Annotated in this window: 13 protein-coding genes; 5 read left to right on the top strand and 8 right to left on the bottom strand. The window is 71.2% G+C overall.

Features of this window, described 5'->3' with window-relative positions; translation table 11 throughout:
• Nucleotides 1-14 precede the first annotated feature (14 nt).
• On the top strand, nt 15-227 hold the full coding sequence (locus BM013_RS33580) for a hypothetical protein (RefSeq protein ID WP_093133267.1): 213 nt from the start codon (nt 15-17) through the stop codon (nt 225-227).
• Nucleotides 228-255: 28 nt separating this feature from the next.
• On the opposite strand, the gene BM013_RS33575 is transcribed toward BM013_RS33580, so the two are convergent.
• The 7 genes from BM013_RS33575 to BM013_RS33550 form a co-directional block, all read right to left on the bottom strand.
• Nucleotides 256-1,980 carry a hydrogenase maturation protein gene (locus BM013_RS33575; protein ID WP_093133265.1) on the bottom strand — a complete coding sequence of 575 codons (1,725 nt, stop codon included), beginning with the start codon at nt 1,978-1,980 and terminating at the stop codon, nt 256-258.
• A 136-nt stretch (nt 1,981-2,116) separates the two neighbouring features.
• Complete coding sequence (locus BM013_RS33570) at nt 2,117-3,010, bottom strand: alpha/beta fold hydrolase (protein ID WP_093133263.1); 894 nt, start codon at nt 3,008-3,010, stop codon at nt 2,117-2,119.
• Complete coding sequence (locus BM013_RS33565) at nt 3,007-3,837, bottom strand: shikimate dehydrogenase family protein (protein ID WP_177225643.1); 831 nt, start codon at nt 3,835-3,837, stop codon at nt 3,007-3,009. The genes BM013_RS33570 and BM013_RS33565 overlap by 4 nt, the downstream gene beginning before the upstream one ends.
• Nucleotides 3,830-4,660, bottom strand: a complete 831-nt coding sequence (locus tag BM013_RS41460; protein ID WP_177225642.1) for a sugar phosphate isomerase/epimerase family protein — start codon at nt 4,658-4,660, stop codon at nt 3,830-3,832. The genes BM013_RS33565 and BM013_RS41460 overlap by 8 nt, the downstream gene beginning before the upstream one ends.
• Nucleotides 4,657-6,108 carry an FAD-dependent oxidoreductase gene (locus BM013_RS33560; RefSeq protein WP_093133259.1) on the bottom strand — a complete coding sequence of 484 codons (1,452 nt, stop codon included), beginning with the start codon at nt 6,106-6,108 and terminating at the stop codon, nt 4,657-4,659. The genes BM013_RS41460 and BM013_RS33560 overlap by 4 nt, the downstream gene beginning before the upstream one ends.
• Before the next feature lie 8 nt (nt 6,109-6,116).
• Nucleotides 6,117-7,001 carry an alpha/beta hydrolase gene (locus BM013_RS33555; RefSeq protein ID WP_093133257.1) on the bottom strand — a complete coding sequence of 295 codons (885 nt, stop codon included), beginning with the start codon at nt 6,999-7,001 and terminating at the stop codon, nt 6,117-6,119.
• 9 nt (nt 7,002-7,010) lie between these two features.
• The gene (locus BM013_RS33550; RefSeq protein ID WP_177225641.1) at nt 7,011-8,027 is read right to left on the bottom strand and encodes a Bug family tripartite tricarboxylate transporter substrate binding protein; all 1,017 of its coding nucleotides are present in this window, start codon (nt 8,025-8,027) and stop codon (nt 7,011-7,013) included.
• A gap of 122 nt (nt 8,028-8,149) precedes the next feature.
• On the opposite strand from BM013_RS33550, the gene BM013_RS33545 reads away from it, so the two are divergent.
• Complete coding sequence (locus tag BM013_RS33545) at nt 8,150-9,097, top strand: LysR family transcriptional regulator (protein ID WP_177225640.1); 948 nt, start codon at nt 8,150-8,152, stop codon at nt 9,095-9,097.
• 30 nt (nt 9,098-9,127) lie between these two features.
• Here BM013_RS33545 and BM013_RS33540 read toward each other — a convergent pair whose 3' ends face one another.
• Nucleotides 9,128-9,604, bottom strand: a complete 477-nt coding sequence (locus BM013_RS33540) for an outer membrane protein assembly factor BamE (protein ID WP_093133253.1) — start codon at nt 9,602-9,604, stop codon at nt 9,128-9,130.
• A 69-nt stretch (nt 9,605-9,673) separates the two neighbouring features.
• Between BM013_RS33540 and BM013_RS33535 the strand changes: the two genes are divergently transcribed.
• The 3 genes from BM013_RS33535 (at nt 9,674) to nadB (ending at nt 12,406) form a co-directional block, all read left to right on the top strand.
• Nucleotides 9,674-9,880, top strand: a complete 207-nt coding sequence (locus tag BM013_RS33535) for a DUF3460 family protein (RefSeq protein ID WP_093133251.1) — start codon at nt 9,674-9,676, stop codon at nt 9,878-9,880.
• A 75-nt stretch (nt 9,881-9,955) separates the two neighbouring features.
• Nucleotides 9,956-10,792, top strand: coding sequence for a segregation and condensation protein A (locus tag BM013_RS33530; protein ID WP_093133249.1), 837 nt, complete (start codon nt 9,956-9,958; stop codon nt 10,790-10,792).
• 33 nt (nt 10,793-10,825) lie between these two features.
• On the top strand, nt 10,826-12,406 hold the full coding sequence (nadB, locus tag BM013_RS33525; RefSeq protein WP_093133247.1) for an L-aspartate oxidase: 1,581 nt from the start codon (nt 10,826-10,828) through the stop codon (nt 12,404-12,406).
• Nucleotides 12,407-12,464: the final 58 nt, after the last annotated feature.

The raw sequence follows: 12,464 nt of genomic DNA, 5'->3' as shown, positions 1-12,464 counted from the left end.
TGCAAGGACACGCCATGACCGCTCTGCGCCGCGCCCTTCTGCTGCTTTGCCTGCCCGCCCTGTCGGTGCTCTTGAGCGGCTGCGCGGTCGTGACCGTGGCCAGCACCGCGGTGAGCGTGGGCGCCGGCGCGGTCGGGCTGGCGGCGGACGCGGCCATCGGCACCGCGCGCATCGCCGGCAAGGCGGTGGGCGCGGCGGCCGACGCGGTGATTCCCGACAGCCAATAAACCGCAGGCGCGCGCCGGCCCGGCGCCTTCAGTCCGCCAGGCCCAGGCGCGCGAGGTGCGGCGGCGTGTGCTGCGCCTTTTCCTTCCGCACGAAAGCCGAGCGCAGGCCCGCATGCGGCTCGCGCGCGTCGAAGAAATTGCGGCGCATGTGCGACAGCTCTTCATCCCGGTAACGCTGCAGCGGCTTCACCGCCTCGTCCTGTTCGCGCGCGGCCTGCTTGCGCGCGATGCGCTCGGCCAGGTCCGGCGCGGCCGCCAGCTCCGCGGCCAGCCGCGCGACTTCGTCGCCGAACTCCTGCGGTGCCGCCTGCAGCACCCGCTGCGCCATGCCGAGCTGCACCGCGCGCCGCGCGCTCACGGGCAGCGCCGCCTGCGTGAGGCGCTGCGCCTCGGCCGCGCCCACGCGGCGCGGCAGCGTGAAGGTCCAGTATTCGGAGCCGTGCAGCCCCATCAGCGCGTAGTGCGGGTTGAGCACGGCGCCGTCGCGGCACCACACCTCGTCGGCCGCCAGCGCGAGCATCACGCCGCCGGCCGCCGCGTTGCCGCCCAGCGCCGCCACGGTGAGCCGGTCGGTGGTGGTGAGCACGGCCTCGACGAGGTCGTTCATCGCATGGATGTTGGCCCACGACTCCTCCGCCGGATCGTCGGCGGCCTCGATCACGTTGAGGTGGATGCCGTTGGAGAAGAAGTCGCGCAGGCCGCCCAGCACCAGCACGGCGGTCGGCCGGGTCAGCGCGAAGCGGTAGGCCTTCAGCAGCCGCCGGCATTGCACGGTGCTCATGGCGCCACCGGGAAACGAGAAGTTCAGCGTGCCGACCGCGCCGTGCTCGCTGTAGCGCATCTCGGTCCAGGTGCGGCGCGTGTCGGGCAATTGCAGCGGCGCGGGCACCTCGGGCACGCTGGCGCGCAGCAGGTCGCCCAGTGCCTGCACGGCCGGCAGCTTGTAGCTGGGCCACAGCGAGCCGGCGCCGGTGCCGGGTTCGCGCCAGGGGCTCAGCTGCGGGATCCACACCGCGCCGTCGACGGTGGTACGGCAGATGGCGCCGGCGCGGGTGGCGATCAGCTCGCCCGGCGGACCGCGCAGCTCGTCCTCGGGGTGGCCGCCGTGCAGGTACCACGGCATGCCCAGCAGTTCGTCGCGCACGCCGGGCTGCGAGTCGGCCGCGCGCAACTGGCGCAGCACCGCCTCGGTGGTGTCGGCGGCCCAGTCGATGCGCCGCTGCGCCTGCTTCATGAAAGGCCGCCAGCCCGCGGCCAGGTCGGTGGCCGCCTGCGGTTGCGGCTTGTACTTGCCCGAGGCGAAGCGCTCCACGGCGAGCAGCACCGCATCGACGGCGGCATCGGCCACCTCGCCGCGGTAGAGGTCGCTCTTGCCGGCCAGCGGCGGCACCTTCAGCGGCGACCACGCCCAGACGTCGCCCGCGTCCATCCCGGCCACGGCCTCGAGCACGGTGACGCCCCAGCTCTGCGCGCCAGCCTGCAGCGCCCAGTCGAGCGACGACGCTCCGCGGTCGCCCGGCGGGCCGGGATGCACGATGAGGCAGGTGCGCGCGCGCCACACGTCCTCGGGGATCGCGGTGGTCAGCATCGGCGCCACGAGCAGTTGCGGATCGTGCCGGCGCACGGCCTCGCGCAAGGCATCGTCGTTGCCGAGGGCCAGCGTCACGCCCGCGGTGTGGCCGCGGTCGTGAAGCTCGACGAGCACCCGTTGCGTCAGGCTGTTGAACGCGCTTGCGACAAGCAGGATGTGCATCGGACGCCCTCGTCATGTTGGTGTCTAAATGTCAACCAATGTCAAAAATGTATCTGGATCCTTCGCATGGGATAAGTCGACCGAAAGTCCTCACCGGGCTGGAACGCCGTTCAACGCGACCATCACACCCCGCCGTTCAGGCGTGGCGCAGCAGGAACGGCAGCACGTGCACCAGCACCTCCTCGGGCGCCTCTTCCGCCATCTGGTGGCCGCAGTCGATGGTCCCGCCCTCCACCTGGTCGGCCCAGTCCTTCCAGATCTCGACCGGATCGGGCCTGGCGGCGTTCGACGCGCTCCACAGCACCTGCACCGGACAGGCGATGCGCCGCCCGGCCGCCATGTCGTCGCGGTCGTGCTGCAGGTCGATGGAGGCCGCGGCGCGGTAGTCCTCCACGATCGCGTGGCGCACCGACTCCTTCGCAAAGGCGCGGTGGTACTCGGCCAGCGCCTCGGGCGTGACGGCGTCGACCTTCTGCACCGCGTTGCGCAGCGCCCAGTCGAGGTAGTAAGCCGGGTCGGCGCGCAGCATGCGCTCGGGCAGGTCGAAAGGCTGCGCGAACAGGTACCAGTGGAAGGCCTTGAGCCCGAAGGCCATGCCGGCGCGCTGCCACATGGCTTGCGTGGGCACCACCGTGAGCGAGACGAAGCAGTTCACCGCCTCGGGCGTGTCCAGGCACAGCCGGTAGCCCACGCGCGCGCCGCGGTCGTGACCCATGACGGCGAAGCGCGTGAAACCCAGCGAGCGCATCAGCGCCAGCTTGTCGGCCGCCAGCGTGCGCTTGCTGTGGCCGATGTGCAGCGGATCGCCGGCCGGACCTGTGCTGTCGCCGTAGCCGCGCAGGTCGGGCGCGACCACGGTGAAGTGCCGCGCCAGCACGGGCGCGATGCGGTGCCAGGCCACGTGCGTCTGCGGATAGCCGTGCAGCAGCAGCAGCGGCGGGCCGCTGCCGCCCACTTCGGCGTGGATGACGGCGTCGCGCAGCGCCACGTCGTGCACCGCGAAGCCGGGGAAGAACGCCGCGCGGCTCATTGCAGCGCCTCGGCGAAGAAATCGGCCATGCGCTCCAGCTGCTCGTCCATCATGTGGCGGCCGTGCACGATGCGCGCGCCCTGCTGCTGCGCCAGCGTGAGCAGCGGCGTGGTGTGCGGCTCCATGATCACGTCGGCCACCGTGTGGCCTGCGCGGATGGCCGAGGCGGCGATGGGCAGCGGATCGCCCTCGCGCATGCCGGCCGGCGTGGCGTTGACGAGCAGCTCGCGCGGGCTCGCGCCGTCCCACGTGCCGGCGGCGTAGCCCAGCGCGCGCAGCCGTTCGACCAGGTTCGCGCGCTTCGCACTGTCGGCGTCGTGCACGTCGATGGACGCCGCACCGGCGCCCGCCAGCGAGAAGGCGATCGCATTGCCCGCGCCGCCCGCGCCCGCAAGGCCCACGCTGCGGCCCTTCACCTCGAAGCCGTTGCGCACGAGCCCCGACAGAAAGCCCGCGCCGTCGAGCAGGTCGCCCTGCCATGCGCCGGCCTTGCGGCGCACGACGTTCACCGCCTGCGCCTCGCGCGCGGCGCGCAAGGTCTCGATCGGCAGGTTCGCGACGATCTGCTTGTGCGGCACGGTGACCACCAGGCCCGCCACGTTGCGCACCGCGAGCAGCGTGTGCAGCAGCGCCGGCACGTCGGCGGCCTGCACGTGCAGCGGCACGAGCACCGCGTTGATGCCGCGGCGCTGCAGCAGTTGCGTGAGCGGCAGCGGCGCCTTCACCTGCGCGACGGGGTCGCCGATGATGCCGAGCACGGCGGTGTTGCCGTCGAGCTTCAAACCGTTCCAGTTCGGGCCGTTCCGGTCGGGGGTGGTGTCAGGCATGGGTATGGCCGTTTCTTTGAAGGAATTCGGAAGTGGCGCGAAAGGCCGCGGCGGCGCGCGCCAGCGGGTCGAGCGTGGCCATGCGGATCGCGCTGGGGGCTTCGACCGACAGCAGCGCATCGGGCGCGAGCTGCGCCAGCAGGCGGTGCACCTTCAGCTCGCCCTCGCCCGGAAAGAGGCGGTGCGCGCGCCCCTCTTCCGCGGCCGAGAGGCCCGGGTGGCGCTGCGCGAGCGCGTCGTTGACCTGCATGAAATGGCGGTCGATGTGCGCGCCGCCCCTGTCGCCGTCCATGTCACCGGGGGCACAGCCCGCGCGGAAGAAATGCAGCGCGTCGACCACCACGCGCGCCGTGTCGCTGTTCGACGCGGCGACCAGCTGCTGCGCCTGCTGCAGCGAGCGCGCGGCGGTGTAGACCATGAATTCGACGCCCAGTGCGAGCCCGTGCGGGCGGGCGCGCTCGGCCAGCGCGGCCATGCCGTCGCCCGCGCGCGCCGGGTCGCTGTCGTCCACGTTGACCATGAGGCAGCGCGCGCCCAGCGCCTCGGCCGACGCGAGCACGCCCGCCAGCGACGCCGCGTCGAAGCCGGGCTTGATGCGCACGATCTCGATGTCGTGCACGCGCAGCCCCAGGTCGCGCAGGCGCGCCAGCGTCTCGCGCAACATGCCGCTGCCCACGGCCATCGGGAACGGCGCTTCGCCCAGGCGCGCGGGGCTCAAGCGGATGCCGACGCCGCCGAAGCCCGCCGCATGCGCGGCCTCCACCAGCCGCGGCGGCGTGGCGTCGAGCATGCCGAGATGGGCGAGCGAGAGGCGGAAGTTCATGCGGCGGCAGTCTGCGCTTCGGGGGCTTGCAGCGCAGCCTGCCTGAGCGGCACGCCCTGCGCAAGCAGCAAGGCCTGCAGCCGCTTCACGTCCACGTCGCGCGGCAGCACGCCCGCATCGGCCGCCAGCGCCGCCGCCGTGCCTGCCGCCTGGCCCGTGAGCCAGCACTGCGGAATCTCGCGCATGAAGCCGTGCGAGTTGGTGTCGCACGAGATGTGCTTGCCGGCGGCGAGCACGCCGTCGAGCTTCTCGGGCACCAGCGCGCCGTAGGGCACCGAGATGTTCGGAAACTTCGGCGACGGGCTCGGGCTGATGCCCACCTCGTCGGCCTCCACCGCGCCCGCGTCCCACGCGCCGCGCCGCACGCTCTTCACGCCCACCAGGCGCCGGCCGTGGCGCGTGCCGATCTGCGGCGCCATCAGCATGAGCCAGGCGTTCTCGAAGCCCGGCGCATGCGCGCGGTAGAAGGCCAGGTGCTCGGCCATGCTCTTGCGCGACTCCCATTCGACCTGCGTCATCTCGTCGACGTCCAGAGCGCTGAAGCCCGACTTGCGCGGCCCGAGGAAGGTGGCCACGTCGTCGCGCCACGAGACGATGGGTTTCTCGAAGCTGCCCAGCGTCTCGCGCCCGCGCGCCAGCAGCGCCGAGTAGGCCTGCGGCTCGTGCGCGCGGAAGTCGAGCCAGCGCCGCATGTCCACGCCCGCGAACAGCCACGAGGTGTTGATGCAGTGGTGGATGTCGTGCGCGTCGATGTCCGACGAAAACGCCGCGCCCGCCGCCGCGTACAGGTCGCCCTCGCCCGTGGTGTCGACCACCACGTTGGCGAGGATGGCGCGGCGGCCCTGCTTGCTCTCGAACACCGCGCCCTTCACGCGGCCCTGGCCCTCTTCGGCGATGGGCGCGACCATCCAGCCGTGCAGGATCAGGTCGACGCCGGCCTCGCGCACCATCTGGTGGTACACGCCCTTGAGCATCTCGGGGTCGATGGTGGGCGAGTGCGTGACCACGCCGTGGAACGCGGCGGTGCGCAGGGCCCAGTGGTCGGCCTTGGCGGTGTCGCGCGAGCCCCAGTCCTCGCGCGGCGGGCCGGCGATGGCGTTGCGGCCCAGGCGCTCCATGAACTCGGCCGCCAGGCCGTGGATGACGTGCTGGCCCGACCAGTCGCTCATGCGGTCGATCCAGATCACCAGGCCGCCGGTCGACAGGCCGCCCAGGTGGTTGTAGCGCTCCAGCAGCACCACGCGCGCTCCGCTGCGCGCGGCGGCCACGGCGGCGGCCACGCCCGACGGGCCGCCGCCGAGCACCAGCACGTCACAGCGCTCGTGCACCGGCACCTGGCGCGCCGGCTCGGTGATGTGGCCGTGCGGCTGGCGCTGCTTGCGTTCGCTGTCGCGCGCGTTGACGTCGGAGCGGAAGAAGTGGCGTTCTTCGGGGGTGAGGGTTCCCATGGGGGCTTTCAGGAAGAGGAAGAAGAGGACGAGAAGGAGGAGGAGGACGGCGACGCGGAAGACGTCGGTGCTGCGAGCTCGGCCAGCAGATCGGCGAGCGGCCCGGGCGCGGTGACCATCGCGTCGTGGCCGGTGGCCAGCGTGCGCAGCTGCCAGCCGGCGTCGGCGCGCACGCGCGCCTTGGTGGGCTCGAGCGTGGCGATCGGGTCGCCGGTGCATTCGATGTAGGTCCTGGGCAGGCCGTTGCCCAGCGGCGCCTTCAGCAGCAGCGGCTGCAGGTAGGTGCCCACGGGCTGCGGCGTGAGGTGGCGCGCGACCCAGGCCGCGTCGGCCGGGTCTTTCACGCCGAAGGCCGCGGGCGGCAAGGCGGCCGCCGCGCCCACGCCGCCGCCGGTGTCGCGGATGGCCTTCAGGCGCTGCTCGACCACCGCCGGCGGGAAGTCGGAGAACAGGCTCTTGCCGGGTTCGAGCAGCAGCGAATCGAGGTACACCAGCTGGCGCAGGTGCGCGGCGGCGCGGTCGGCCACGCCGGAGATCACGATGCCCGCGTAGCTGTGGCCCACCAGCACCACGCGCTCGAGCTCCTCGAACTGCAGCAGGTTGACGATGTCGTCGATGTGCGTGTCGAGGTTGACCTGCGGCGAAATGAGGTGGCGGCGCTCGCCCAGCCCGGTGAGCGTGGGCGTGAACACCGCGTGGCCGGCGGCGCGCAGCCGCGAGGCCACGCGCGCCCAGCACCAGCCGCCATGCCAGGCGCCGTGCACAAGCACGAAGGTCGAGGGCGGGTTGGCGCGCGCGGGCCCGGCGGCGCGGGCCGGCACGAGACCGGTGGCGGGGAGGCCCATCACGCCTGCCGCACCCACCGCGCGAGCAAAGAGGTTCCTGCGTTTCATGCGGCGCCCCTACTCGCTGCGCGCGCCGGTGCGCTTGATGACGTCGCCCCACATCGCCGTGTCTTCCGCGATCTTGCGGGCCAGCGCGTCGGGCGCGCTGCCGATGGCCTGCCAGCCCTGGTCGAACAGGCGCTGGCGCGTGTCGGGCGCCTTCAGGATGCGCGCGATCTCGTCGGACAGCCGCTGCGCCACCGGCTGCGGCATGCTGGCCGGGCCGAAGATCGCATTCCACGAAGCGACGTCGAAGGCCTTGCCCGCGCCCAGCGCGGGCTGGATCGGCGGCACCTGCGCAAAGGCCGCGAACGGCGTGGCGGTGCTCACGCCGTACAGCCGAAGCCGCCCGCTCTTCGCCTGCGGCGCGGCGATCGACGGGATCATGAAAGACAGCTCGATCTGCTGGCCCATGAGCGCCGTCGCCACCTGCGGGAAGCCGGGGAACGGCACGTGCACGGCCTGCAGACCGGTGAGCGCCTTCAGCAGTTCCATGGCCAGGTGCGAGCCCGAGCCGGGCCCGACCGAGCCGTAGCTCAGGCGGTCGCCCTGGGCCTTGGCATACGCCAGCAGGCCGCGCAGGTCGGTGGCGGGCATGCCCATGCTGCCGGTGAGCACGAAGGGGCTGCTGGCCACCAGGGAGACGGGGCGCAGGTCGTGCGCCACGTCGTAGGGCGTGGCGGGGTTCAGCGCCTTGGCGGTGGTGAGCGGGCCGTTGCCGGTCAGGCCGATGGTGTGGCCGTCGGTGGCCTTGGCCACGGCGTTGACGCCGATGGTGCCGGCCGCGCCGACCTTGTTCTCGACGATGACCGGCTGGCCCAGCGCCTGCGCCAGCGGGTCGGCCACGGTGCGGGCCAGCGCGTCGGGCGAGGAGCCCGGCGGGAAGCCGACGACCAGGCGCACGGCTTTCTGCGGCCAGGGTGCGGCGGCATGCGCGGGCAATGACGGCAAGGCCAGCGCCGGCGCGACCGAGGCGGCCAGCGCGCCCTGCAGCAGGCGGCGCCGCCGCAGGAGGGAAACCATCGGATCGGGCATGTCTTGTCTCCGGTTGCTGTGTTGTGAGGTGGATTCTTGGCCCACAATTCAGCGCGAAACGTGATGATTTCTGATCTCTTCCATCACGTTTCTTGATGACAGAACCTCCCCGAAAGACGCGCATGCCCGCCAGGAACGCCCGCTCCGTCCTTGCTTCACCCCACACACTGGCCACGCCGGGCACACCGGCCACACCGGCCACACCACGCAGCCACACGGTGGACATCGACCTGCTGCGCGTGTTCGACACGGTGGTGCGCATCGGCAGCTTCACCACCGCCGCCAAGGCGCTGTCGCGCACGCAGTCGGCCGTGAGCATGCAGCTGCGCCGGCTCGAGGAGCAGCTCGGCGTGCAGCTGGTGGCGCGCGGCACGCGCCAGCTCGCACCCACGCCCGAGGGCCTGCAGCTGCTGCCGCTGGCGCGCCAGATGCTGGGCCTGAACGACCAGCTGTTCCACGACGTCGACAAGGCCGTCGACAAGGCGGAGGTGTCGGGCAGCATCCGCATCGGCTCGATCGAGCACTACGCCACGCGCGTGCTGCCGGTGCTCATCGCGGAGTTCTGCCGGCAGCATCCGCGCATCCATGTGGAGCTGCACCACGGCGTGTCGTCGGTGATGCACGCGGAGCTGGGCGCGCGCTACGACATGGTGATCGGCGTGGGCGCGGTGGGTTCGGGCGAGGGGCTGCGGCTGACGAAGTCGCGCATCGTGTGGGCCTCGACCGCGGCTTCCGCCACGCACCTGCAGCGCCCGCTGCCGCTGGCGCTCAACCCCGAAGGCGCGATGCTGCGCGACTGGGCCACGCACGCGCTCGACCGGGCGGGCATTCCCTGGCGCATCGCCTACACGAGCACCAGCGTCACCGGGCTGGAGGCGGCCGTGCGCGCGGGCATTGCGGTGGGCGTGTTCCGCGAGGCCACCATTTCGAAGCGGCTGAAGATCCTGGGCGCGAAGGAAGGCATGCCGTCGCTGCCCGACTCCGAGGTGTGGCTCGCCACGGTGCCGCTGCCGGGACGCAAGGCGGTGGAGTTGCTGGAGGCCTTCCTGATCCACAAGCTGCGCAAGTGAGGCGCGGCGCGGGCGGGGCTCCGGTGGAATTCAGGGCGCTTCGGTGCCGCGGTCGGGCGAGGAGCCGCTGCGCACCACGCGCTGGTCGTCGTTCAGCGTCGCGGTGAAGACCATCGGCGAATTCGGCGGCTGCACCCAGCGCCATTCCCATTCGGTCTCGCGCTTGAGCGCATAGGGCGTGACCTTGGCGGGCTTGCCGAGCAGCTTGCGCAGGTCTTCCATCATCAGGCCGGGCTTCACCCTGGCGAAGTTCTCGGGCGTGAGCACCTGGCGCAGCGCGCTCATCTTGCCGTCGGCGCCGATGGTGATCATGTAGTTCTTCTGGCCCGCGGGCTGGCGGTTGTACTCGAACACGCGGCCCTGGTCGGGGCCGTCCCAGATGTTCTCGGGCGGGCCGAAACGGGCGCGCACGTCGGCCTCGGTGGAGACGCCTTCCTCGAGCTCGCGAATGTTCCTGGAGTCGCATGCGGCAAGGCCGATGACCGCCGCCAGAAACGCCGTTGCCATGCCGATCTGCCACCCTCGCCGTTGCGTCATGCCGTCCCCGGTAAAATTCGCGCCATAAAGGTCCAGTCTATGTCCATCTTCCATCGCCCCCACTACTCTTCCGAGATCACCAACTTCATCGAACAGATGAAGGAAAAGAAGCCCACGCTGGAAGCCGAGCAACGCGCCGGCCGCGCCCTGCTCTGGGACAAGCACCTCGACCGCAGCCTGCTCGAGGAGTACAGCGAAGCCCGCGTGCCGATGCAGCCCTACGTCTACCAGACGCAATCCAAGTAATCTGTCGATGCCGAATTGGCAGGACACGCCCGTCCGCATTACGCCGGTCGCTATTGAATTGATAGCGCACACCCAATGAGCGGCGAAGAGGACAACGGCACGCTGACGGTCGCCATGCCCGACGTGGTCGACCAGGTCGCGCTCGCGAGGCTCTATGGCGAGCCGCTGTTCGCGATGCCGAAGGACCTGTACATCCCGCCCGAGGCGTTGCAGGTGTTCCTCGAGGCCTTCGAAGGCCCGCTGGACTTGCTGCTGTACCTGATCCGCAAGCAGAACTTCAACATCCTCGACATCCCGATGGCGGGGCTCACGCGGCAGTACCTGAGCTACGTCGACGAGATCCGCCAGACCAACCTGGAACTGGCGGCCGAGTACCTGCTGATGGCCGCGATGCTGATCGAGATCAAGTCGCGCATGCTGCTGCCGCCCAAGAAGGTGGCCGACGGCGAAGAGGCCGAAGACCCGCGCGCCGAGCTGGTTCGCCGCCTGATGGAGTACGAGCAGACCAAGCTGCAGGCCGCCTCCATCAGCGCCCTGCCGACCTACGGGCGCGACTTCTGGAAGGCGCAGGTCTACATCGAGCAGTCGCTCAAGCCGCGCTTCCCCGAGGTGGACGTGGTCGAACTGCGCGACGCGTGGGCCGACATCATGAAGCGCGCCAAGCTCGTGCAGCACCACAAGATCTCGCGCGAGGAGCTCAACGTGCGCGAGCACATGAGCATCGTGCTGCGCCACCTGCAGGGGCAGCGCTTCGTCGAGTTCGAGAAGCTGTTCGACCCGTCGCGTGGCTCACAGGTGCTGATCGTCACCTTCATCGCGATGCTGGAGCTCGCGAAGGAGACGCTGATCGACATCACGCAGGCGGAAGCCTTCGCCCCCATCTACGTCCGGCTGGCCTACGCGCCGGCCTGATCCAACCGGTCCCTGCCCCCCGTGAATTCAGCCGTGCGCGACTTCGACGTTCTCATCGTCGGCAGCGGTCTGGCCGGCCTGTCGGCCGCGCTGCACCTGGCCCCCACGCACCGCGTGGCCGTGCTGACCAAGCGCGCGCTGAACGACGGCTCCAGCGCCTGGGCGCAGGGCGGCATCGCGGCGGTGCTGGCGGCGGGCGACAGCTTCGACGCGCACGTCGAAGACACGCTGGTGGCCGGCGCCGGCCTGTGCGACCCCGAGGCCACGCGCTTCGTGGTCGAGCATGCGCCCGAGGCCATCGGCTGGCTGCGCGAGCTGGGCGTGCCGTTTTCTGAAGAAGACGGCGGCCTGCACCTGACGCGCGAAGGCGGCCACAGCCAGCGCCGCATCGTGCACGTGACCGACGCCACCGGCGCGGCGGTGCAGCAGGTGCTGATCGAGCGCGTGCGCCGCACGCCGAACATCACGCTGTTCGAGCACCACACGCTGGTCGACCTGGTCACGGGCACCAAGCTCGGCCTCGGCGACCCCGCCTGCATGGGCCTGTACGCGCTGGACGACGAGACCGACGAGGTGCTGGCCTTCCGCGCGCCCCACACCATCCTGGCGACGGGCGGCGCGGGCAAGGTGTACCTGTACACCACCAACCCCGACACCGCCACCGGCGACGGCATTGCCGCCGCCTGGCGCGCGGGCTGCCGGGTGTCGAACATGGAGTTCATCCAGTTCCACCCGACCTGCCTGTACCACCCGCATGCCAAGTCGTTCCTGATCAGCGAGGCGGTGCGCGGCGAAGGCGGCCTGCTCAAGCTGCCCGAGTCGGCCGGCGGCACGCGCTTCATGCCCACGCACGACGCGCGCGCCGAACTCGCGCCGCGCGACGTGGTGGCGCGTGCCATCGACTTCGAGATGAAGAAGCACGGCCTGGACTGCGTGCACCTCGACATCTCGCACCAGCCGGCCGCGTTCCTGAAGGAACACTTTCCGAACATCCTGGCGCGCTGCCTGGAGCTGGGCATCGACATCACGCGCGAGCCCATTCCCGTGGTGCCGGCCGCGCACTACACCTGCGGCGGCGTGCTCAGCGACCTGAGCGGGCGCACCGACATCCCGGGCCTGTACGCCATCGGCGAGACCGCCTGCACGGGCCTGCACGGCGCCAACCGGCTGGCCAGCAACTCGCTGGTCGAGTGCATGGTGTTCGCGCGCGCCGCGGCCAGCGCCATTGCCGAAGCGCCGGCGCGCGAGAGCGCCGCGCTGCCCGCCTGGGACGACAGCCGCGTCACCGACGCCGACGAGGCCGTGGTCATCTCCCACAACTGGGACGAGCTGCGCCGCTTCATGTGGGACTACGTCGGCATCGTGCGCACCAACAAGCGCCTGGAGCGCGCGAGCCATCGCATCGCGCTGCTGCAGGCCGAGATCCAGGAGTTCTACGCGAACTTCCACGTCACGCGCGACCTGCTCGAACTGCGTAACCTGGTGCAGGTGGCCGAGCTGATCGTGCGCTCCGCGCAGGCCCGCCACGAGAGCCGTGGCCTGCATTTCAGCCGCGACTATCCATCGCTCGCCGAGCCGACAGCACCCACGGTGCTGGCGCCGCCGGCCAGCTGATCGACCCACCCGTTCCCGTTTTTCACTCAAGGATGCCCGGCCACCGACGCCCGCAGGG

This window comes from Variovorax sp. OK605 (assembly GCF_900115445.1).
Taxonomy (GTDB): Bacteria; Pseudomonadota; Gammaproteobacteria; order Burkholderiales; family Burkholderiaceae_C; genus Variovorax.
The sequence above is the reverse complement of the archived record's forward strand: the minus strand, read 5'-3'. Positions and strand labels throughout refer to the sequence as shown.